Raw genomic sequence first — 22,848 nt, forward strand, 5'->3', positions numbered from 1 at the left:
CCCCTACAGCTCGGGGTGGCCGAAGAGTCCCGGCAGACCGCCGCTGTGCAGAAAGACGACCCGGTCGCCGTGCGGGAAGCTGCCAGCCAGCAGCGCCGCCATCGCCCGACCGGTGTACGTCGGGTCCAGAAAGACTCCCTCCGTACGCGCGGTCACCTCCAGCGCCGCCCGGACGGCGTCGGTGAACGTGCGGTATCCCGCACCCACCTGGGTGCCGTCGATCCGCAGCGCGTCCGGTTCGACCTCGCCGACGAGCAGCCCGGCGACTGTCGCCCGTGGGTCCGGCACGGCACCGACGTCCACGCCGATCACCCGCTGCACGCCCAACTCCCGCACCAGGCCGGCCATCGTCCCGCCGGAGCCGAGCGCCGCCACCACCTCTACCCCGTCGGCGTCCGGCAACTGGGTCCGCAGCTCCCGAGCGCAGTCCACATAACCCTGGATCGACAGGGGTGAGGTGCCGCCGAACGGAATGACGTACGCCGATCGTCGCTCCGCCTCGGTCGCCACCACCTCGGCGAGCGGACGGTCGCCGCTCCAGACGATCTCCGCGCCGGCGAGCCCGTCGAGCAGCAGGTTGCCTCGTCGACGCTCCGGGGGCGAGCCGGCGAGCACCAGCACACAGGAGAGGCCGAGCCGCGCGGCTACGGCAGCGGTGAGCCGGGCGTGGTTGCTCTGCGGCGCCCCGGAGGTGATGACAGCGGTGGCACCGACGGCGATCGCCTCGGCGCAGGTGTACTGGAGCTTGCGGATCTTGTTGCCGCCCCCGCCGAGGCCGTTGAGATCGTCACGCTTGAGCCAGAGCTCGGCCAGCCCCAGCCGGGCGGCGAGCCGGGGCGCGGCCTCCAACGGCGTCGGCCAGGTACCGAGGGGAACCGGTGTGATCATCCGTGCAGCTAAACACTCTCCGGCTCCGCACGCAGCTTCCTGAGCGTGGGCGCTCTTCGGCGGCTATGCCCGACCTGCTGCTGCCCGGGGCAACGGACCGACGTCCGCGTGGCGACCGGGACGGAGCGCCGCGTGCCGCTGCCCGGGACCCGCGCCGTCGCGGGCGGCGAGCACGTCGGCCACCGCTCCGGTGGCGAACGCGTAGATGGACTTGTGCAACACGTCGATGGCGAGCTCGGGACGGGGCCAGGTCAGCGGAGGCGCCCCGACGCCGGTGGCGTTCTCCAGGATCTGGTCGTTGCTCAGGCGCGCCGCCGTGAACATCGTTGAAGCCCAGACACCACGCAGCCCGGCCTGCGCCATGACGCTGCGCAGCACGCCGACCAGCGCACCCTGGCCGTAGTGCATCGCCAGGTTCTGCCAGCGGGGCTGTTGCCCGGAGGATTCCGGCAGGCCGGTCAGCCTGGCCAGAACCCGGGCCGGCACGTAGGAGTCGGGCCGACCGGTCACCCGCTGTTCGATCTTCTCGGCGGCGGTCATCACCACCGCCCCGGCCAGGCCCGCCACCAGTCCCTGCCACACCGCTCGCTTCAGCATGATGCAGCCCTACCCACCGACCAGGCACCCACACCCACGAGCGGGCACCGGACCTGGAGCCCTGAGTCTCAGCCCACCGCCTGGGCGACCAGGGCCTCGGCGACCTCGCGCACCTTTCGGTTGGAGTCCTGGGAGATCTTCGACAGCAGCGCGAACGCCTCTTCCGACGAGCACCGCCGGCTCCCCATGATGATCCCCTTGGCCTGCTCGATCACGGCCCGATTCCGCATCGCCTCCTGCATCTGCGCCGCCAGCGTGGCGGCGTTCTCGTACAGGTGCGCGTTGGCCAGTGCGACCGCCGCGTACGCGGCGAAGCCCTCCGCGTTGGCGATCGAGGCTGGGTCGAACGCGTTCGCCGAATCGCTGTAGACGTTGAGCGCGCCGACCACCGACCCCTGGATGGGAAGCCCGATGGAGAGGGAACTCTGTACGCCGGTGGCGCGAGCCCTCTCCGCCCATGCCGGCCAGCGCTCTTCGGTGGCCATGTCCGGAACCGAGATGGTGTCGCCGCTGGCGGAGGCGTCCAGGCACGGGCCTCGGTGCTGCTCGTACTGCCACTCGTCCAGCTGACGGGCCAGCTCGCCGGTGGATGCCACGGTCCAACCGACCCGACCCCGCACCAGAGTGACAGTCACCTCTCTCGTCCCAGGAATGCTCCCCTTGGCGAGTTCGGCGATCCGGAGAAGCATGTCGTCGAGGCTGACCTCGTCGAGTCTGACCCGGCCCAGCTCGGCCAACGCGTCGGTGGGATCCATCGTCGGCTGCGTCATCGCAGTACGCCCTCCTCGATCGGCGTCCGCCGGAATGAAATTCCGGCACGGCCGGCACCACGTCGGATGTCGGCGCCTCCGCCCCCGGGCGGTCGTCAGCAGGCGTGGTCCTACCCCCTGAACCACCCACTCACACCCAACTGTTCGCCTGGTGGCCGGTGCTCCCGCCGATCAGCTCAACCGGGCCGGGGTCGCGAATGTCCGGCCACGACGGCTGTCGTTCGGTGGCCCCGTCACACCGAGCCGGTGAACTGGCTGACGTGGTGGGCGGAATGCTCGCACGCCTTCGCCGCGCCGGGTGAGCCCCGGTAGCGTCGACGGTCATGGCCACCAGCGTCGACGTGTCTCGGGCACTCGCCAGCCTCGCCGATCCACGTCGCGCCGAGGCGACGAGCCGGTTCCTCCAGATGGTGCCCGGTGGGTACGGCGAGGGCGACCGGGCCCTCGGTGTCTCAGTGCCCGACCAGCGCACTGTTGCCGGCAGGTTCTGGCGCGACCTCTCGCTGGCCGAGACGACGAAGTTGCTCACCGGCGGCGCGCACGAGGAACGGTTGACAGCGCTGCTCATCCTGGTCCGAAAGTTCGGCACTGGCGACGAGCCGCAACGGGGTCAGATCTTCGACGTCGTCCTGGCCAACACCGGCCGGATCAACAACTGGGACCTGGTGGACTCGTCCGCGCCGTACATCGTCGGCCCCTGGCTGATGGACCGGGACCGGAGCGTCCTGGACCGGTTGGCCGGGTCGAGCCTCGTGTGGGAGCGGCGCATCGCCATCATGGCGACCTTCGCCTTCATCAAGGCCGGTGACTTCGAGTGGACCTTCCGACTCGGCGACCGGCTCCTGCACGACCCGCACGACCTCGTCCGCAAGGCGGTGGGCTGGATGCTGCGCGAGGTGGGCAACCGGGACAGGGCGGCGGAGGAGGAGTTCCTCTCCCGCCGCTACCGGGTCATGCCCCGGGTCATGCTGCGGTACGCGATCGAGAAGTTCGAACCGCAGCGTCGCCGCGATTACCTGTCCGGTGCCCTCTAGGCGACCGGCCCCGCCGGTGGGATCGGGAAGTTCCGGTTGAAGACGTTGTCCGGGTCGTAGCTGGCCTTGATGGCGCGCAGCCGGCCGAGGGTGGGCTCGGGCCAGGCGTCCAGCAGTCGAGCCGGATCGGTGTCGCTCTCGAAGCTGAGATACAGGCCGTCGAGGTGCGGGTACAGCTCGGCCCACAGTTTGTCGAGTTGGGGCCGGCGGTCCGGGACCGTGGCGGCGAGTACCGAGAAGTTCTGCTCCCGGTGCGGGTAGGCGGTCGCGTCGCGGGCCACGTCGTTGACCGCCCCGCCGACGGATCGCAACTGCATGATCATCACGTCGCCGGAGTGGATCATGTTCTCCATGAGGTCGGCGGCCTGCGGTGTGACGTGGTGCAGCAGACCGCTGCGGGTGTCCTTGAGCCCCTGCCCCCGATGCTGGTTGCCCGGCGGCGCGACGATCGCCGGGTACGGCACGAGCTGCGCCTGCTGGTCGAGAATCGGTCCGATCTCCAGGAACGGGCTCAGGGCGGACTGTGCCGCCTCGACGTCCGCACCGGCGTAGACGAGGGTGACCTGGGCAGCCGGGGGGTTGCCACGGCGGCCGGGAAAGAGGGAGAGGAAGCTCGTCAACTCCCGTGGCGCGTCCTCGACCAGTTGGCCCCACCGGCGCAGCAGTCGGGCGGTGTCTGTCGCGTCCGCGACGAGCTGGGCGTAGACGACCTTGTCGACCTCGTACGCCTCCAGCTCAAGCGCGGTGACCACCCCGAAGTTCCCACCGGCGCCGCGGACGGCCCAGAACAGGTCGGGGTGATGCGCGTCGTCGACGCGGAGCAGCCGGCCATCCGCTGTGACGATCTCGGCGGCGACGACGTGGTCGATGGTCAGGCCGTGTTTGCGCGCCAGGTATCCGACGCCGGCGGTGGTGGCAAGACCACCGACGCCCACGTCTCCGTAGTCGCCCGAGCTCATGGCCAGGCCGTACGGGGCAAGCGCCTGGGCCACGTCGCCCCACCGGGCACCCGGCTCCAGCCGCACCCGACGTGTCGCCCGGTCGAGCACCTCGACCTTCTTCATCCTCGACATGTCGATGACGACTCCCCCGTCGTTCGTCGACCGGCCGCTGATGCCGTGTCCGCCGCTGCGCACCGACAGCGGGACATCCTGCGTCCGGGCGTACGACACGGCGTCGACCACCTCGGCGGCGTTCCGCGGACGGATCACCAGGGCCGGCGAGCCGTGCCAGCTGTAGGTGTGGCGTACCCGCTCGTACTCCTGGTCACCCGGCTCGACGGACCTGTCGGCCAGCGACGGGGGCAGCGCGTCGTAGTCGAGGCCGGGGTGCCGCTCGGCCAGCGCGACGGTCGTGCGGACCGGCCCGACGCCGACCTCACCCCCGGTGCGCTCCCTGGCGACCGCCTCCCGCAGCGCCGGGGCGATCTCCTGCCCGAGGGTCTGGATGAGGCGTGGGTCGTCGCGCCCGATCAGGAAGGTGCTGAACCCCTCCTCCAGGACCAGCGAAAGCAGTTGGTCGACCCACTGCTCGACGGGCCCCTGGAGAAAGCCGCTGCTGCGCGACGAGACGTCGACAGTGAACAGGTTGAGCAGCCGCCTGATCTCCCTGGGCTCGCGGCCCGCGGCGACGGCCGCCTCGTCGATGAGCCGGTTGGCGGTAACCCGGTCCGGAGATCGCAGGTATTCCAGCGTCGGCAGCCAGCCGTTGGCCTTCTGGCCGGTCAGGGCCAGCATCTTCGGCTGGTACGCGCCGAGCCAGATGTCGATGTCGTGTGCCGGCTTCGGACCGCGCTGCATTCCGGGTACGGGGTAGAACTCCCCGTCCAGCCGCAGCGGTCCGGTGGCGGTGTCGTCCCACACGCCGCGCAGGACGTCGATAGCCTCCCGCAGGGCCGCGACTCCCTGCCCAGCGGTCAGCCGACGTGCTCCCATGCCCTCGATCCCGTCCCAGAACGCGCCGGCGCCGAGGCCCAGTTCGAAACGGCCGTGCGACAACCGGTCCAGGCTCGCCGCGGCCCGGGCCAGCACGGCCGGCGGGCGCAGCGGCAGGCTGAGGACGTTCCCCGAGATCCGGAGCCGTTCCGTGCGGGCGGCGACCCAGTTCAGCAGGGTCCAGGTGTCGAGGAACTCCGCGTTGTACGGGTGGTCCTGGAAGGTGACCAGGTCCAGCCCTGCGGCCTCGGTCAGCTCGGCCAGCGTCACCACCTGATCCGGGTCGTGCACGCTGGGTGTCAGGAACGACCCAAACCGGAGTTCGTGCCCGTAGTCCGACATTGTCTCACCATCCATGCGATCGTTTGATCAGCCCATGATGTTCTGCGCCTATCGTTTGTCAGACAACCTATCTTGGTGGCCGATCATTCCTGGGCTGCGGTGATGTCGGATGATGATCAACGCGCCGGCCACTAGCATCGGGACATGTCCGTGACCGATCCGTGCGAGCTGCCGGCCGACCGCAAGCGCGGCTCGAACTTCGGTTGGTCGCTGGGCATGGTGCTGCGCCGCTGGCAGGAGCGCGTCGAGGAGCTACTGAAGGACCTGCCGCACGGCAGTCGGGGGTACCACATCCTGGCCGTCGTCGTGCACGAGGAGGTGCCCACGCAGGGTGCCCTGGCCGCTCGCCTGGCCATCGACCGCAGCGTGCTGACCTACGTCATCGACGACCTGGCGAACGCCGGCCTCATCGAGCGCAGGCCCGACCCCCAGGACCGACGGGCCCGACGGGTGGTGGCCACCGAACGCGGACGCCGGACGCTCGCCGAGGCCGAGCGGCGGGTCGCCCACGTCGAGGACCACGTCCTGGGCGGGTTACCCGAGCAGCAGCGCGAGGTCTTTCGTGACCTCGCCGCCCGGGCCGCCGAGGCGATCCACGTCGCCGCACCCGCCACGGACCCCTGCGTGGCGGTGCAGAGCGTCCTCCCGCCAGCCGACCAGACCGGCTGACCGGCAGTACCGCGCGGCGGCGTCAGCGCTTGCGGCCCACCCCGCCGAAGGCATCGATGTCGGCAGGCGTGTCGACGGCGTCGTCCGGTCGCCACTGCGGGCACGGCACGACGCCGGGCTCGACCAGCTCCAGGCCGTCGAAGAAACCGGCGATCTCGTCGGGCGAGCGCAGAGTGTACGGAGTCGCGCCACTGTCGTTGTAGTCGTCCTGCGCCTGCTGCATCTCGGCGCTGATCAGGCTCGTGCCGTCGTTCAGCGAGAGGTAACTGCCGCTCGGCAGCGCCGCCACCAGCCGCCGGGTGACCGAACGGGCCGCCTCGTAGTCGGGCACGTGACCCATGACACCACTGAGGATGAGACCGATCGGCTGCGCGAAGTCGAGCGTCTTGCCGGCCTCGGAGATGACAGCGGCCGGGTCGCGCAGGTCGCCGTCGATGTAGGCGGTCCTGCCCTCGGGCGTGCCCACCAGCAACGCGCGCGCGTGCACCAGCACCAGCGGGTCGCTGTCGACGTAGACGATCCGCGCGTCCGGGGCGATCCGTTGGGCCACCTCGTGCGTGTTGTTGGCGGTCGGCAGCCCGGTGCCGACGTCGAGGAACTGGCGGATGCCCGCGTCGGCAGCGAGGAACATGATCGAGCGGACCAGGAACTGCCGGGAGGCCCGGGCCACGTCGACGACGCCGGGAAAGACCTGGCGATACTGGTCCCCGGCCTCACGGTCGACAGCGAAGTTGTCCTTGCCACCGAGCCAGTAGTTCCAGATCCGCGCCGAATGCGGCACCGACGTGTCGATCTTCTGTTGCGCGCCAGCCTCACCGGCCTCGGCCCGGCCGGTCGTCGGTGATTCCATGGTCATGACGAACTCCCCCGTGTCGAACGCGTACCGGGACGGCCCAGTCGAGGAAGTGGCCACCCGTGACCGTGCCACGGTATAGAAGGCCGAGGATTCACACCACACCCCGTCACTCCACAAGTGACACGAGTGTTTGACGCACCCGCCACGCTGGAATCGCGTGCCCGTGTCCGGCTCTGTTCGGCGCACCCACGGTCCGGCCGGTCCCTCCCGCGAGGGAACGCCTTCCCCCGTCAGCGGGGTCCGCCCGCCGCGCGACGCCAGCAGGATCGGTGCATGACGACATCGAGGCAGATTGTCGGACGGAGCCTCCATGGCCTGACGTACGCGGTGCTCGGCTGGGCCGTGGCATACGGGGGCGTGCGTCTGGCCTGGACGGTCGGCGAGGCTCCGGAGTTCGGGCGGCTCGGGTTCGACCTGCTCGGCTTCACCGGCTGGTGGTCGGTGGCGTTGTGCGCGGCCGCGGGCGGGCTGGCGGTTGCCCTGGACCGGGTGGCGACCTGGCGGCCAGCGCTTGCCGGGCTCGCCTGGGCTGTCGCCGGAGCGCTGGTCGCGGCAGCCGCGATCCTGCTGCCGGAGCTGGTGGGCTTCCTGCTGTTCACCGTCGGCCCGTTCTTCGACCCGCTGGCGTTCGTCAGCCGGCTCGGTTGTGTCACCGGAGCGGTGCTGCTCGCTCTGGCCACCGCGCGTTATCAGCGGCGCACCCGGGGCGACTGTCCAGTCTGCTGCCGGACGGTCCGACCGGGTACGCGTCGCTCGGCGCCCGCGCGGTGGGCGCGCTGGGCCGCGTGGGCCGCTGTGGGCGGTCTGGTGACCCGCTTCGCGGCCCAGTTCGTGGTGGGGTTCGACCGCGTCGATCAGAGCGCCTCCCTGCTCGGGTTGGAGATCGGCCTGGTGCTGGCCGGAGTGCTGTTGCCACTGGCGCTGGCACACCACTGGGGTGAGGTCTGGCCGGAGTGGGTTCCGCTGCTCGCGGGGCGCACCATTCCTCGTCTGCTGCTGCTGGTGCCCGGCTTCGGGCTCGGCACCGGCATCGTGGCCTACTTCGGGATGGGGATGGCGCAGGTGATGTCGGGCTCGTACAGCGAGTTCTCCGATGCGTTCCTGTGGGTGGCGATGTCGGCGTACCTCGTCATGGGGGTGGGCCTGGTGATCGCGTCCACCGACTACCACCTGCGCACCCGCCGGCAGTGCGGCGCCTGCGGCCGGTGACGGCGCCGTCGCGCTCAGGCCGATTGCATTGACAGGATTCGTTATACGAATTAACTTTCTGAATCAAGCACCTGGGAGCGCTCCCAACCCCCACCGCACCACCACCGCTGATCTCGCCGCAGACGAGCCCTCCCGAGGCGTGGATGCCACCACCATCTCAGGAGGAGTTTCGTGAGAAGAAGAGCGAAGAACGCCGCCCTGGTGTCGGCCGGCGCCGTCCTGCTGGCATCGGCAGCGGTCGCCGTGGCGATGCCAGCGGGGGCCGCCGCCGCCGGCTGTTCGGTCAAGTACAGCGTGTCGTCGCAGTGGCAGGGCGGCTTCGGCGCCAACGTCACCATCACCAATCTCGGCGACGCGCTGACGAGTTGGACGCTGACCTGGAACTACAACGCCGGACAGACCATCACGCAGGCGTGGAACACAACGTTGACGCAGAGCGGCGCCGCCGTCACCGCCAAGAATGTCAGCTACAACGGGGCCATCGCGACCAACGGGACCGTCTCGTTCGGTTTCAACGGCTCGTGGACCGGCAGCAACCCCGATCCGACGACCTTCGCGTTGAACGGGGTGGGCTGCACCGGTGGCACCGAGACGACCCCGCCACCGACCGACCCGCCGCCGACCGATCCGCCGCCCACCACCCCGCCGCCGACCGGGCCGGCGGACATCACGGTCAACAGCGCGACCAGGTACCAGACGGTCGACGGCTTCGGGGCCGCGCAGTCCATCTGGGGTAGCGCCTGGTCGACGACGGACACCCAGACACTGGTCGGGATGGGTGCCAACCAGCTGGGGCTCTCCATCGTGCGGACCGGCCTGTCGCCGGAATCCAGCGAGTGGGCGACGCACGTGAACTCGTTGAAGACGGCGAAGTCGTACGGATCCAACGTGAAGATCCTCGCCTCACCGTGGACCGCGCCGGCGGCGTGGAAGACCAACAACAGTCGGGTCAACGGCGGCAAGCTGAAGACCGACTACTACGACGACTACGCGAACCATCTGAACAGCTACGTGCAGTACATGCGCGGCCAGGGCGTATCCATCGACGTCACGTCCGTGCAGAACGAGCCGGACTGGCACCCGGACTACGACTCGATGGACTGGAGCGGCACCGAGCTGCGCACCTTCGTGCGCGACCAGGGCACCAAGGTGCAGAACACCAAGCTGATGGTGGCCGAGGCGGTGAACATGAACTACAACTTCACCGATCCGACCCTCAACGACGCGACCGCCCGCAACAACATCGGCTACATCGGCGGACACCTGTACGGCACCGAGGAGTCGGGCCGACTGCGGCCGTACTCGCTGGCGGAGCAGCACAACAAGCCGGTGTGGATGACCGAGTGGAACCTGCACGCCGCCGACGGCGGCGGCTCCAACATCTGGGGCAACCCCGCCAACACGGCGGTCTGGAACGAGACCCTCGACGACATCATGCGCACCGTGCACAAGTCGATGGAGGCCAACTGGAACGCCTACATCTGGTGGTACGGCAAGCGCTACTACTCGTTCATCGGCGACGGTGAGTCGGCGTTCGGCACCGTCGCTGGTGCTCCGCTCAAGCGCGGGTACGCCTTCTCGCAGTACGCGAAGTACGTCCGCCCCGGCTACCAGCGGGTCGCTCTGTCGAAGAGTTCGAAGGCCTCGCCGCTGGAGGTGACCGCCTACCAGGGCGACGGGAAGATCACCCTGGTGATCCTCAACCGCTCGAACAGCGCGGTCAACAACGCCGTGATCCAGGCCCCGCAGAACGTCAGCCGGGCCGAGCACTACCTCACCTCGCAGAACGCCAACGCGGCCAGCCAGCCGACCAGCGTGAACGGCGGTCAGGCCACCATCAACGTCGGCGCCCGCAGCATCTCCACCCTCGTGTTCACGCTCTGAACACCTCGTTCGACCCACGCACGATCGGTGTCGCGGGAGCCCCGGCCACACGCCCGGGCTCCCGCCCGTCGGCGGGCATCCGGTGGAGGTTCTGGCTGTTCAGGTGGCGGTCGGCGGCGCCGTGCTCTGCCGCACCACGAGCTTGGGGACGACCAGCGGCAGACGCTGCGGCACCGTGTCGTCGATGGCCTGGGTGACGGCGGTGATGGCCCGCCGACCGACCGCGTCGAAGTCCTGCTGGATCGTCGTCAACGGCGGGATGAGGTAGGGCGCCTCGGGCACGTCGTCGAATCCGACGACGGAGACGTCGTGTGGCACCCGTCGCCCACACTCGTGCAACCCGCGCAGCACCCCGATGGCCATCTGGTCATTGGCGGCGAACACCGCAGTGGTTGCGCGCATCACACCGATCCGCAGCCCGGCGACGTAGCCGCTGTGCGCTCTCCAGTCCCCCTCGACCGGCTCCGGCGGGCGTAGGCCCGCGGAACTCATCGCCTGACGCCACCCTTCGAGGCGAGCGCGCGCCTCCGCCCAGTTGAGCGGACCACTCACATGCACGATCTCTCGATGCCCGAGGTCGAGGAGGTGCTCGGTGGCCATCCGGGCGCCGAGCACCTGGTCGACGCCGACCGTCACGCTGGCCCTGGACAGATCGCCCTCCACGACGACGAAGGGGACACCCGAGCGCGTCATCCGCACCACCTCGAGGGCCTCATCGTTGCCGGCGATCATCACGACGCCCTCCACGCCGACGCGCATGAGGTGTTCGGTGGCGTCGCTGAGCGCCCGTACCGTCACCTCGGAGAGGCTCACCGAGGTGGCGAAGTAGCCGGCCGCGCGGGCGGCGTCCTCGACGCTGCGGTGGATGCTCGTCGGACCGAACAGCGTCCTGGCCGTGCCGATGATGCCGATCATTCCGGACCGTCCGCGCACCAGCGCCCGGGCGGCGGTGTTGGGACGGTAGTCGAGTCGCCGGATGGCCTCCAGGACCCGCTCCCGCGTCTCGCGCCTGATGCTGGGTGCCCCGTTGATGACCCGGGACACCGTTTGGTGTGACACGCCCGCCAGGCGAGCGACGTCGGCCATGACCGGGGGCCGGTCGGCCGCTGTCACAGCGGCCTTTGCGTGAACTCGCACTGGCGGGCCGTCCGTTCTTCCATGGAATCAGTTCCTCGTGGGCCTCGTCCGGTCGTGGCCGTCAGTGTGAGTGACGGGGCACCGCGCTGCCGCTGCCACCGACGAGAAAGTCGAGGTCCGCACCGCTGTCCGCCTGTAGGACGTGCTCGCTGTAGAGCCGTACCCAACCCCGGTCGGCCACCGGACCCGGAGGCTGCCAGGCGGCACGGCGCTGGGCGAGTTCGGCGTCGTCGACCAGGAGATCCAGGCGGCGCGTCGAAACGTCGACGGAGACCAGGTCGCCGGTGCGTACCAGTGCGAGCGGGCCGCCCACTGACGCCTCCGGCGCCACGTGCAGGATGCAGGTGCCGTAACCGGTGCCGCTCATCCGGGCGTCGGAGATCCGCACCATGTCCGTGATGCCGTCGGCGAGCAACCGTCGTGGCATGGGCACGTTGCCCACCTCCGGGAACCCGGGGTAGCCCCGTGGTCCGGCGTTGCGGACGACGATCACCGTGTCCGGGGTGACGTCGAGGTCCGGGTCGTCGGCGGCGACCACGTACTCCTCGATTCGGTCGAAGACGAGCGCCGGGCCGGTGTGCGTGAGGAGGTGGGCGGAGGCGGCGGAGACCTTCAACACCGCCCCGGACGGCGCGAGCGAGCCGCGCAGCACGACCGTGCCCGAGCCGGCGGGCTGGAACGGCTCCTCCATGGTGCCGATGACGTCCCGGTTCCAGCACTGGGCGCCGTCGACGTTCTCCGCCACGCTCCTGCCGCTGACCGTGACGTGGTCCATGTGCAGCAGCGGGGCGAGTTCCTTCATCACCACCGGCAGGCCGCCGGCGTAGGCGAAGTCCTCCATCAGGTACTTCCCGGACGGCATGAGGTTGACGAGCATCGGCACCTCGGCGGTGAGGATGTCGAAGTCCTCCAGCGACAGGGGGACGCCGAGGCGTCCGGCGATCGCGAGCAGGTGTACGACGGCGTTGGTGGAGCCGCCGATGGCGGCGTTGACCCGGACGGCGTTCTCGAACGCCTGCCTGGTGAGCACCGAGGACAACCGCTGGTCCTGTTCGACCATGGCGACGATCCGGCGTCCGGCGGCGTGCGCGAGCGCGTACCGCCGGGAGTCGACCGCCGGCACGGCGGCCGCTCCCGGCAGTTGCACGCCCAGCGCCTCGGTCACACAGGCCATCGTGGACGCGGTGCCCATTGTCATGCAGTGGCCTCGGCTGCGGGACATGCCGACCTCCGCCTCGGAGCAGTCGGCCGCGGTCATCCGGCCGGCCCGCATCTCCTCGGTGAAGCGCCAAACGACGGTGCCGGAGCCGATGTCCTGGCCGCGGAACTTGCCGTTGAGCATCGGGCCGCCGGTCAGCATCAGGGTCGGCAGGTCGACGCTCGCCGCTCCCATCAGCAGGCCGGGGGTGGTCTTGTCACAGCCGGAGAGCAGTACCACCCCGTCGAGCGGGTTGGCGCGGACCGACTCTTCCAGCTCCATCGCCAGCAGGTTGCGGTAGAGCATGGTCGTGGGTCGCATCAGCGGCTCGCCCAGGCTCATCGCCGGGAACTCCAGCGGCAGGCCCCCGCTCTCCCACACGCCCCGCTTCACCGACTCGGCGAGGTCGCGCAGGTGGGCGTTGCAGGGTGTCAGCTCCGACCAGGTGGTGGCGATGCCGATCACCGGGCGACCGTCGAAGACGTCGTCGGCGAACCCCTGGTTGCGCATCCAGGATCGATGGATGAACCCGTTGCGGCCTTCCGCACCGAACCACTGCGCGCTGCGCAGCGGTCGATTCGTCGTCGACATCAGCACACCTCTCTGTCATCCGTCCGGCCGCGGTCTGTGCGGCGATCAATGCGTGTGGTGGGTTGGCAGCGGCCTACCGGAGACCTCCGACGGACAGTCCGCCGCGCCAGTGTCGTTGCAGGCTGAAGAACGCGATGATCAGCGGGATCACGGACACCAGGGAGCCGAGGATGATGAGGCTCCACAGCGAGGTGGTTCCCGCGTTGTTCGCGGACGCGATTCCCTGCCAGAGGCCAAGACCGACGGTGACCGGGAAGAGCCTGTTGTCGGAGAGCATGGCCAGCGGCAGGAAGTAGTTGTTCCAGGACGCCACCGCCGACAGCAGCAGCACTGTGACCACCGCGGGACGCATCAGCGGAAGAGCGATCTGGAAGAACGTCCGCAGCTCCCCCGCGCCGTCGACCCGCGCCGCGTCCAGGAGTTCGTCGGGCACCGCGTCGCGCGCGTACACGTGCATCAGGTAGACCCCGAACGGGTTGAGCAGCGACGGGAGGATCACCGCCCAGACCGTGTTCGTCAGGCCGAGCCGGGAGAACAGGATGAAGGTAGGGATGACCAGAGCGGTGGCGGGCACCATCAGCGCGCCGAGCACGACAGCGAAGCTGAAGCGTCGGGCGGCGAACCGGTACTTGGCGAAACCGTAGCCGGCCATCACCGCCAGGACGGTGGCGCCGACGCCACCGGCGATGGCGTAGAGCGTGGAGTTGAGCATCCACCGCAGATAGATGCCACCGTCGTAGGTGAAGAGCTGCCTGAGGTTGCCCAGGTAGTCGATCTGGTCGGTGAACCAGAGGGTGTTGCCACCGCCGAACAGGCCCGGTGCGTCCTTGGAGCTGTTGACGATGACCCACCAGAACGGCACGAGGAAGTAGATCACCAGGAAGCCGAGCAGGATCTGCATCGGGAGATAGCGCTGCGGTCGGCGGGCGCCGGCGCGGACGCTGCTGTGGTCGGTCATCTACAGGAAGCTCCTCCGCTTGCGGGTGAAGAACAGGAAGGCGTACACGCAGATGAACACGACCCCGCCGAGGGCGAAGGAGATCGCCGACCCGTAGTTGAAGTTGGCGAGCGAGAACGCCTGTTGGTACGCGTACATGTTCGGGGTGAAGTCCGAGCCGATGGTGCCCGCGGCGAGGTATCGCAGGATCTGCGGTTCGTTGAAGAACTGCAGGGTGCCGATGAGCGAGAAGACCAGGATGAGGATCAGGGCGGGCGCGATCAGCGGGATCTTGATCCGGGTCGCGATCTGCCACCGTCCGGCGCCGTCCATCCGGGCCGCCTCGTAGAGCGTCGGGTCGACGCCCTGCAACGCCGCGTACAGGATGATCATGTAGTAGCCGGCCCACTGCCAGGTGACGACGTTGAGCAGCCCGTAGAAGATCAGGTCGCTGCTCAGGAAGTCGGGTGCGGTGGCGCCGAACAGCCCGAAGATGTCGGTGAGCGGGCCGAAGCCCCTGCTGTAGAGGAAGCCCCACATCACGGCCCCGATGACGGTGGGGATCGCGTACGGAAGGAAGATCATGAGGCGGGAGAAGCGAGCGAACGCCGTGGTCACCGCGTCCAGGATGAGGGCCAGCGCGAGCGCGATGAGGATCTGCACCGGGATCGAGACCAGCGAGAAGCGGATGACGAACCACACCCCGGACAGGAAGCTCGGGTCGGTGAACGCCTTCACGTAGTTGTCGAAGAGAACGAAGCTGGTGCCGCCGATCAGCTTCTTCTGAAAGAGACTGAGGTACAGCGCGTACGCCAGCGGCGCGATGAGGAACGCCAGGAACACGACCCCGAACGGCCCGACGAAGAGCCATCCCATCAGGTGCTCGCGAAGGTGTACCTTGCCACGGATCGTGCGCGTCGCAGGCTGTGTACGCGCTGCGCGCTTCTCGGTCAGGGATGTCATCTTGGTCTCCGGGACGTGGACGCTGAGGGGGGAGGGTGGGCCGGCCGGCCAGTGCCGGCGCGGCCCACCCAGCCGGTCACTGAACGGTGAAGCCTTGTTCCTTGGCGTACTTCGCCACGTCTTCCTGGAGCCGGTCGGCAGCCTGCGAACCGGTGACGGAGCCCTTGATGATCTCGCTGACCTGTTTCTCCATGGCGTCGAGGTAGTACTGACCGAAGGGGGCGTACGCGACGCCCTTGTATGCCTCGGCGGCGGGAAGGTAGACCTCCTTGTTCGCCTGCTGGCCGTTGAAGAACGCCACCTTCAGGTCGACGAACGCGGGATCCTTGAGCGCCGTGAGGTTCAGCGGGAAGATGATCTGGTTGGTCCAGCCGTCGGTGAGCGACTCCTTGTCGGCGTAGAGCCCGTAGGCGACCTTCGCGGCCAGCTCCGGCTTCTTCGCCTGCTTGGTCACCGAGAACGCCGACCCGCCCCAGTTCACCTGCACCGGGTTGGCCGGGTCCCACTGCGGCAGCGGCGCCACAGCGAACTTGCCGGTGTCCTGGCCCTTGCCGACGCCCGCGCCGGTGAGGTAGCCGGGTGCCCACGCCGCCGAGATGTACGTCGCGTAGTTGCCGTTGATCACGCCGGTGATGTACTCCGGGGTGAACTGGTTCTGCGTGCCGACCAGGCCCTTCTTGGCCAGGCCGCCCCAGTAGTCCAGCACGTCCTTGGACGCCTGGTCGTTGAGCTTCACACCGATCGCCTTCGGCTGCGCCGGATCGAAGGTGAAGGGCGTGGCGCCCTTCTGGATCTGGAGCGCCATCAGGACCGCCGGGACGTTCGCGCCGAAGTCCCCGAAGAGCGGACCGCCGGCGTCCTTGACCTTCTGCGCGGCCTGCTCGTACTCGGCCCAGGTCTTCGGCGGGGTGACCTTGTACTTGTCGAAGATGTCCTTGCGGTAGATCATCGCCACCGGGCCGCCGTCGACAGGGACGCCGTAGACCGCGTCGCCGACCGACACGTCCTTCCAGGCGCCCTCGCCGTAGTTGGCCTTGACCGCGTCGTAGCCGTACTGCTTGATGTCGACGAGCGCGCCCTGGATCTGGAACGTCGGGATCCGGTCCGCCTCGACCATGATCACGTCGGGCGCCCCGGTGCCCGCCGAGATGGCGGTCTGGAACTTGTCGTACTCGTCGCTGCCCTGGCCGACGTTGGTCCAGCAGACCTGCACATCGTCGTGCTGCTTGTTGAAGTTGTCGACGACGAGTTGAGTGTTGGGGTACCAGCCCCACATCGTCACGACCGGCACGTTCTGCTTGGTGATGGTGTTCGTGCAATTGCTCGCGTCGCTGCCGCCCTCGTCGGAGGAGCAGGCGACGAGGCCGGTCCCCGCCGCGAGCATGGCTACCGTGGCGAGTATTCGTCTTCTCTTCATTGAGATGGTTCCCTTCGGCGATGGCGGTGCACTGCATCCATGCGCTGGCGGGCGCCACCGGGGGCAGGAAGCCCTGCCGCCGGTGGCGTCGCCGGCGATGGCTCCTAGCGCTTGAACAGACGGGGCGCCAGGTCGATGAGGTTCTTCTGCCACACGTCCCAGCCGTGCGGCCCGGGGGTGACCCCGTCGAACTCGTAGCGGATACCGAGGTTGTCCAACGTGGTCAGCGATGTCATGAAGCTCGGGTACACGAAGTCGGTCTGGTCACCGACGTAGAGGCGCAGCATCTTGGTGCCGTTGTTGATCGCCGCCACGTCGACGCCGGTGCCGCTGCCGAAACCGGCCGAGAACGCGGCGACGTAGGCGAACTCGCCCGGGTAGGCCCGCAGCACCCCGAACGCCTGCCCGCCGCCCATCGACAGGCCAGCGAGGGCCTGCTGCGACGGATCGCTGGAGATGTTGTAGCGGGCACGGGCCGTCGGAACGATGTTCTCCCGCAGCTCGCTGTTGAAGTTCGACGAGTTGCCGTTGCCCATCACGACAACCATCGGCGTGAGGTCGCCGTCGAGGAACTGGTTGTCGAGGATCTGCTTGGCACGGCCCATCTCGACCCAGTCCGTGTAGTTCTGCCCGCCGCCGTGCTGAAGGTAGAGGACGGGGTACGGCTGCGCCCGGTCCGGGTCATACCCGGGCGGGGTCCAGACCAGCGCGGTCCGGTCCTGGCCGGCCACCGTGCTGGTGTAGGTCATGCTCTCGACAGTTCCGCCCCGACCGGCGGGCACGTCCGACAGCAGTCGGGCGCCCGGCCCGGGAATGAGGAAGGTGCTCCACATCGGCTCGGTGGTGACCTTCGTCGGGTTCGAGGCGTCCTTGACCGCGACCCGGTCCACGATCAGCCGGTAGTAGTAAAACCAGGGCTTCAGCGGGCCCACTGTTGCCCGCCACCGGTCACCGTCGCGGGTCAGTGGCAGTCGCAGCCAGCTGCCGCCCGGCGCGACGTTCGCCCAGACCGTGACGTGCTGAGCGTCAGCGAAGTCCGTGGTGGTCTCGAAGGTGACGAACCCGTCCTCGCTGACGAAGGGCGTCGGGGTGGTGCCGGCCGGTGGCGGGTTGAACTCGCCCTTGAACTGCGTGTGACCCGGGCTCGGCCCGTGGTCGGCCACGTGCCGGAACAACCGCGGCGCGAAGTCGACGAGGTTCTCCTGCCAGGTGGTCCAGGTCGCGCCGCCGTCCGGGTTGACCCCGTCGAACTCGAACCGGACGTCGGCGCGGCCCAGCGCCTTCGTCAGCCGGTAGGTGGGGTTGTGAGCGGGATCGGTGACGTTGCCGGTGTACAGGCGGAGCAGCTTGACGCCGCGGTTGATCGCCTTGGCGTCCTTCCGGTCGAGCTGTGGAGCCGACGTGCCGGAGAACCAACCGACGTAACCGAACTGGCCCGGCCTGGTGAGCGCGGACCGCAACGCCTGCGTGGCGCCGTCGGACACACCCGCGATCGCCTGATGCGCCGGATCGCGAAGGACCCGGAAGTTGTCGGTGACCGCCTTCCGGAGGTCCCTCAACTCCTTGTCGTCCGAGGCGTCGGCGTTGTTGATCACCACCACCATCGGGCTCATGGCGCCCGCGGCCGAGAGGTTGTCGAGGATCTGCTTGGATCGACCGAGGTCGAGCCAGTCGGTGGCGGCCACACCGTCACCGGACTGCAGGAAGAGCGCCGGATATCCCTTCGGGCCCTTGGCCGCGTAACCCGGTGGCGTCCAGACCACCGCGGAGCGCTGCGCGTTCCTGGTCCGGTAGGTCAGCGTCTCGATCTTCCCGCCGGTGCCGGCCGGCGCGTCGAGCAGCCACCGGGCCGAGTCACCCGCGACGAGGAAGGTGCTCAGAAGCGGGTTGGACGCGACACCAGTGCTGTTCGTCGGGTCCTTGATGGTCTTGGTGTCGTCGGCCGTGAACTGGTAGTTGTACAGCCCGGGCTCCAGGGCGCCGAGAACACCCGACCACACGTCACCCCGGCGGGTCAGACCGAACTCCGCCCAACTGGCCGACGGCCCGAAGTTTCCCTCCACGACCACCTGCGAGACGGTGCCCAGGTTCTCCTGGACGTACGCAGCCGGGACGGCAAACGTGGCGTAACGGTCCGCGGACACGTCGAGCCACGGCGTGTCCGCCGCGGCCGGTTGCGGCGCGACGAGCACCACCGCGGTGGCGATGACCCCGGCGGTGAACGCCGCCGAGAGCCGCCGGCGTACGCCCAGACGGCGTAAGCGCCCGTGATACTGTTCGGTAGTCACACTCCACTCCTTTCATGTGCCGGCAGCGGATGCGACCCGACTGACCGGCTCAACTCACCTGTGGATCTGGGCGTGTGTGCTGCGTGCACCTCCTTCGGGCTGCTGCCACTGGCACACCTGACCTGATCGCTCTGTCGGGAGCGACCAGGCTCGTGCGCCAGTGGGCTGATGTCATGGTCGTGGCGCGCTCTTCGGTGGTGCGGTGGAGTCGCGCACGACGAGGCTGGTCGGAAGCACTATCTGGCCCGGCTCGTCCCACTCGCCGGTCACCAGTGACTTCAGCATCCGCGCGGCTTCGTACCCGAGCTGATACATCGACTGGTCCACTGTGGTCAGACCCGGCCGGGTCAACGCCGACTCGGGGATGTTGTCGAACCCCACGACGGACAGGTCCCCCGGCACCGAGAACCCCAGCTCCCTGGCGACCTCCAGAACCTTGAAGGCCATTCCGTCGCTCGCCGCGAAGATCGCCGATGGCGGGTCCGGTCGTTGCAGCAGGACGCGCGCCAGCGGGGTCGCCGACTCGGGGTTGAAATCTCCTCGGCCGATCAGTGTCGGGTCGACCGGAACCCCGGCGGTGGTCAGCGCGGCGCGGTATCCCTCCTCCCGCGACCAGGCCGAGGCCAGGCTGTCGCGGCCGGCGATGAACCCGATGCGCCGATGACCCAGGCCGAGCAGGTGCTCGACCGCCGTGGTGGCGCCAGCGAGGTTGTCGGAAATCACCGAGGGTGCCGTCGAGCCCCGCACCGGGTCGATGGCCACGACCGGCGTGCGGCTCCGGACCTCACCCCAGGGCGTGACGACGATGCACCCGTCGGTGAGGGTGCCCGACAGCCGGGTCAGGTGCCGCTGCTCCCAGCCCTCCGAATACGACCCGTAGAGGTCGCTGTTGGCGTAGATGATCAGATCGAAGCCCGAGCGGCTCAGCGCCTTCATCACGCCCTTGAGCACTTCCGCCGTGTACGACTGGAAGCTGTGCGCCACCAGGCCCAGAACATTGGTGCGGCTGCGCCGAAGGCTGGTGGCCACCAGGCTCGACTCGTAGCCGAGCTGCTCGATGGCGGAGCGCACCTGAGCGACCGTGCGAGCGCTGACGCCGTAATGCCCGTTGACGACGCGCGAGACCGTGGCGGTGGAAACGCCAGCAGCTCGGGCGACATCACTCATTGTCACCGGTGCATTGACTTCAATCATGCCGCTCTCTCTGGACTGCAATCGTTATCGGTTACGTTTCCAGGATGTTGCCAACGTAACTGAGAACGATTACGAACACAAGACCTCTTCGTCCTTACCCGACCATCGAGAAGAACGTCCCAACTGGACACTCCCGAGGGCGGGATTGACGCTCGGACGCCGTTGCGGATAACGCAATCAGCATCCTCTGCCGGGGTTCGGAGTGGGGCCCGATTTCCGCGGTGGTGCTACCCGTTGACAACAGGACGGCACACTCCGTCAAGAACCATTCCCCGACCCGGGTGAACGATCACAGTTGCCGAACTTCAACGGTCCCGGTAAAGACCTTCGACGTTGGCCGGTCCGGGTCCGCACTGATGACAAAGGTGCCGGCATGGGTATGGTCGACAGCCGAGAAGCCGACGTACACCTCGATCTGCCCCGCCTCCACCGCGTACGCCATGCTCCGGTCGTAGAAGCCGAGCTGGCCGGTGGGGAGCGCGAACCGTACCGCCAGCCGCTGGCCGGCGGCGGCCTCGACGCGAACGAAGGCCTTCAGCTCCAGCACCGGCCGGGTGATCGTGGCCTGCGGGTCGCGGACGTAGAGCTGCACCACCTGCTCCCCCGCCCGATGTCCGGTGTTGGTGACAGTGACCTCGACACCGACGCTGTCCCCGGCGCGGACCTCGGCGCTCTCCACCGTGGCGTCCTCGATCACGAACGAGGTGTACCCGAGGCCGTGGCCGAAGGCGTATCGCGGGGCGACCGGCGAGTCCACGTAGTCGCCGTGCCAGTATGACCGCCCGCCGGACACCTTGTGGCCGTAGAAGACGGGGATCTGGCCCACGCCGCGGGGGTACGAGATCGGCAGCCTTCCGCTCGGGTTCACCGCACCGAGGAGCACCTCGGCGATCGCCTGCGCCCCGGTCTCCCCCGGCAACCAGGCCATCAGCACGGCGGCGCACTTCTCGTGCAGGAAGTCACTGCCGACGGGTCGGCCGGCGACGAGCACCGCAACGACGGGCGTGCCGGTGGCGACGACGGCGCGCAGCAGCTCTTCCTGCACGCCCGGCAGGTCCAGACTGGACCGGTCCCGCGACTCCCCGGTGGTTGCTTCGCGCGTCACTCCCGAGCGGTCCCCCAGCACCAGCACCGCGACGTCTGCCGCCGCGGCGACCGCTACCGCTTCGGCGAACCCCTCGGTCGACGCATCGAGCACGTCGCAGCCCGGGGCGAAGCGCAGCCGGTCGCCCAGCCGCGCCGCGAGTTCGTCGCGCACCGTCGGCACACCGTCGGTGCTCTCGTCGATCTCCAGATCCTCCGGGATCGTCATCATCTCGCCGAGCAGGCCACGCCGCTCACGCGCCGCGGCCAACGCCTCGATGTGGGCCGCGAACGAGTAGTCACCGAGCAGGTGTCGGGCGTCGTCGGCGTTCGGGCCGACAAGCGCGACAGTTCCGGCCTCCCCGAGCAGCGGCAGGACGCCGTCGTTCTTGAGCAGGACGAGGCTGCGGCGGGCGATCTCCAGCGCCACGTCCCGGTGCCGCTCGGCGTTGGCCGTCGCAGCGGCCGCGTCCTCGTCGACGTACGGGTTCTCGAAGAGCCCGAGTTCGACCTTGTGCCGAAGGATCCGTGCGACAGCCTCGTCGAGCTGGGCCTGGCTGACCTCGCCGGCGTCCAGGGCGCGGGTGAGGGCGTCCGCGTACGCGTCCGTCGCCGGAAGCTCGACGTCCACGCCCGCGCCGAGGCCCACCGTCGCGGCCTGCTGCTTGTCCTGCGCGAAGTGGTGGTACGAGTGGAGGTCGTTGACGGCGAAGTAGTCGGAGACCACGCTGCCCGTGAAGCCCCACTGCCCACGCAGGACGTCGGCGAGGAGCTCCTGGTTGGCATGGCACGGGACGCCGTCGAGTTCGTGGTAGCCGGCCATCACCGACTGGAGCCCGCCGTCGCGGACCGCCGCCTCGAACGGGTACAGGTACACCTCGCGCAGCAGACGCGGCGGCAGGTGGGCCGGCGCCCAGTTCAGCCCACCCTCGGACGCCCCGTAGCCGACGAAGTGCTTGGCGGTGGCGAGGACGCCGTCGGTCAGGTCGGCGCCCTGCAGGCCCCGGACGAACGCCACGCCCATCCGGGACACCAGGTACGGGTCCTCGCCGTAGGTCTCCTCCGTCCGGCCCCACCGTGGGTCGCGCACCACGTCCAGCACCGGCGAGAGCCCCTGGTGGCTTCCCATGGCGCGCATCTGCGCGCGAACGGTGTCCGCCAGTTGCCGGTTGAGCTCGGGCGCCCAGGTGCTCGCGACGCCGATCGCCTGCGGGAAGATTGTCGCCTCGCGGGCCATCACCCCCGAGCAGACCTCCTCGTGCACTATGGCCGGGATCCCCAGCCGGGTCTCGCTGACCAGGAAGCGCTGGATCGCGTTGGCGGCCCGCGCCACCTGCGCCGCCTTCAGGCTGGTCGCGCCCGCGACGCGGGTCACGTGCCCCAGGCCGTGTCGAAGGATCGGCCGGGCCCGCTCCGCCGCGAACCGTCCGCCCTGCAGCACTGTGAACGCCCACGTGCTGCCGAGTTGCGCGAGCTTCTCCTCGCGGGTCATCCGGGCCAGCAGATCCGACACCCGTTCGTCGACGGGCGCTGTCGCATCCGTGTAGGTCGCCTCGATCTCCGGCTCAACAGTTGTCACCCGGTCACCCCTATCACCGCGACGAGCTGGTCTTTCGGCCTCGTCGGCCACCACGACGGCGGCGTCTGGACGCGCGCTGCGGACGACGCCAGGGAAGCGGTGGCGGCGAGGCGGGTGGGAGCGGACACCCGGTCAGCCGGGGCGGCATGGCTGTGGGGGCCGTGCCAGCCGGACATTGATCCAGGTGCCGTGTTCCCTTACGTAAACGTAATCGGTAACGTTTACATAGATCGAGAACGTAATCGAAGACGATCACGTTGTCCAGAGCTCACACCGCC

The 22,848-nt window shown here is 69.0% G+C and carries 17 protein-coding genes; 4 read left to right on the top strand and 13 right to left on the bottom strand.

The genetic code is table 11. The features are described from left to right. Nucleotides 1-3: 3 nt before the first annotated feature. The 3 genes from AB0B94_RS06670 to AB0B94_RS06680 form a co-directional block, all read right to left on the bottom strand. A complete protein-coding gene (locus AB0B94_RS06670) occupies nt 4-888 on the bottom strand; it encodes a pyridoxal-phosphate dependent enzyme (protein WP_357269250.1) in 885 nt (294 codons plus the stop codon). Nucleotides 889-951: 63 nt separating this feature from the next. Next, entirely contained in the window at nt 952-1,485 is a 534-nt protein-coding gene (locus AB0B94_RS06675) for a hypothetical protein (RefSeq protein ID WP_357269252.1), read from the bottom strand. Between the two features lie 68 nt (nt 1,486-1,553). Then, nucleotides 1,554-2,255: a GAF and ANTAR domain-containing protein gene (locus tag AB0B94_RS06680; RefSeq protein WP_357269255.1), complete on the bottom strand. Its 702-nt coding sequence runs from the start codon at nt 2,253-2,255 to the stop codon at nt 1,554-1,556. Between the two features lie 323 nt (nt 2,256-2,578). On the opposite strand from AB0B94_RS06680, the gene AB0B94_RS06685 reads away from it, so the two are divergent. Continuing rightward, on the top strand, nt 2,579-3,289 hold the full coding sequence (locus AB0B94_RS06685; protein WP_357269258.1) for a DNA alkylation repair protein: 711 nt from the start codon (nt 2,579-2,581) through the stop codon (nt 3,287-3,289). Here the strand turns inward: AB0B94_RS06685 and AB0B94_RS06690 are convergent. Next, nucleotides 3,286-5,565: an LLM class flavin-dependent oxidoreductase gene (locus AB0B94_RS06690; RefSeq protein ID WP_357269262.1), complete on the bottom strand. Its 2,280-nt coding sequence runs from the start codon at nt 5,563-5,565 to the stop codon at nt 3,286-3,288. The two genes, AB0B94_RS06685 and AB0B94_RS06690, sit on opposite strands and share 4 nt — an antisense overlap. 144 nt (nt 5,566-5,709) lie before the next feature. Here AB0B94_RS06690 and AB0B94_RS06695 point away from each other — a divergent pair, with 144 nt between their 5' ends. Continuing rightward, the gene (locus AB0B94_RS06695) at nt 5,710-6,234 is read left to right on the top strand and encodes a MarR family winged helix-turn-helix transcriptional regulator (protein WP_357269265.1); all 525 of its coding nucleotides are present in this window, start codon (nt 5,710-5,712) and stop codon (nt 6,232-6,234) included. Between the two features lie 22 nt (nt 6,235-6,256). Here AB0B94_RS06695 and AB0B94_RS06700 read toward each other — a convergent pair whose 3' ends face one another. Next, nucleotides 6,257-7,084: an SAM-dependent methyltransferase gene (locus AB0B94_RS06700; RefSeq protein ID WP_357269892.1), complete on the bottom strand. Its 828-nt coding sequence runs from the start codon at nt 7,082-7,084 to the stop codon at nt 6,257-6,259. A 279-nt stretch (nt 7,085-7,363) separates the two neighbouring features. On the opposite strand from AB0B94_RS06700, the gene AB0B94_RS06705 reads away from it, so the two are divergent. After that, the gene (locus AB0B94_RS06705; RefSeq protein ID WP_357269268.1) at nt 7,364-8,299 is read left to right on the top strand and encodes a hypothetical protein; all 936 of its coding nucleotides are present in this window, start codon (nt 7,364-7,366) and stop codon (nt 8,297-8,299) included. Between the two features lie 249 nt (nt 8,300-8,548). Then, nucleotides 8,549-10,183 carry a cellulose binding domain-containing protein gene (locus tag AB0B94_RS06710; RefSeq protein ID WP_357269895.1) on the top strand — a complete coding sequence of 545 codons (1,635 nt, stop codon included), beginning with the start codon at nt 8,549-8,551 and terminating at the stop codon, nt 10,181-10,183. A 99-nt stretch (nt 10,184-10,282) separates the two neighbouring features. On the opposite strand, the gene AB0B94_RS06715 is transcribed toward AB0B94_RS06710, so the two are convergent. From AB0B94_RS06715 to AB0B94_RS06750, 8 genes are all read right to left on the bottom strand, one after another. After that, entirely contained in the window at nt 10,283-11,269 is a 987-nt protein-coding gene (locus tag AB0B94_RS06715; RefSeq protein ID WP_357269898.1) for a LacI family DNA-binding transcriptional regulator, read from the bottom strand. Nucleotides 11,270-11,381: 112 nt separating this feature from the next. Next, the gene (locus AB0B94_RS06720) at nt 11,382-13,109 is read right to left on the bottom strand and encodes an IlvD/Edd family dehydratase (RefSeq protein ID WP_357269271.1); all 1,728 of its coding nucleotides are present in this window, start codon (nt 13,107-13,109) and stop codon (nt 11,382-11,384) included. A 73-nt stretch (nt 13,110-13,182) separates the two neighbouring features. Further along, nucleotides 13,183-14,067 (bottom strand): carbohydrate ABC transporter permease, encoded by an 885-nt coding sequence (locus AB0B94_RS06725; RefSeq protein ID WP_357269274.1) that lies wholly within the window; start codon nt 14,065-14,067, stop codon nt 13,183-13,185. After that, nucleotides 14,068-15,009, bottom strand: a complete 942-nt coding sequence (locus AB0B94_RS06730; protein ID WP_357269277.1) for a sugar ABC transporter permease — start codon at nt 15,007-15,009, stop codon at nt 14,068-14,070. Between the two features lie 76 nt (nt 15,010-15,085). Further along, entirely contained in the window at nt 15,086-16,426 is a 1,341-nt protein-coding gene (locus AB0B94_RS06735; RefSeq protein WP_357269280.1) for an extracellular solute-binding protein, read from the bottom strand. A gap of 104 nt (nt 16,427-16,530) precedes the next feature. Then, the gene (locus AB0B94_RS06740) at nt 16,531-18,714 is read right to left on the bottom strand and encodes an alpha/beta hydrolase-fold protein (protein WP_357269283.1); all 2,184 of its coding nucleotides are present in this window, start codon (nt 18,712-18,714) and stop codon (nt 16,531-16,533) included. A 171-nt stretch (nt 18,715-18,885) separates the two neighbouring features. After that, a complete protein-coding gene (locus tag AB0B94_RS06745; protein ID WP_357269286.1) occupies nt 18,886-19,929 on the bottom strand; it encodes a LacI family DNA-binding transcriptional regulator in 1,044 nt (347 codons plus the stop codon). A 268-nt stretch (nt 19,930-20,197) separates the two neighbouring features. After that, nucleotides 20,198-22,570, bottom strand: coding sequence for a glycoside hydrolase family 3 N-terminal domain-containing protein (locus AB0B94_RS06750; RefSeq protein ID WP_357269289.1), 2,373 nt, complete (start codon nt 22,568-22,570; stop codon nt 20,198-20,200). Nucleotides 22,571-22,848 lie beyond the last annotated feature (278 nt).

This window comes from Micromonospora sp. NPDC048986 (genome assembly GCF_040649335.1).
Lineage (GTDB): Bacteria > Actinomycetota > Actinomycetes > Mycobacteriales > Micromonosporaceae > Micromonospora > Micromonospora alfalfae.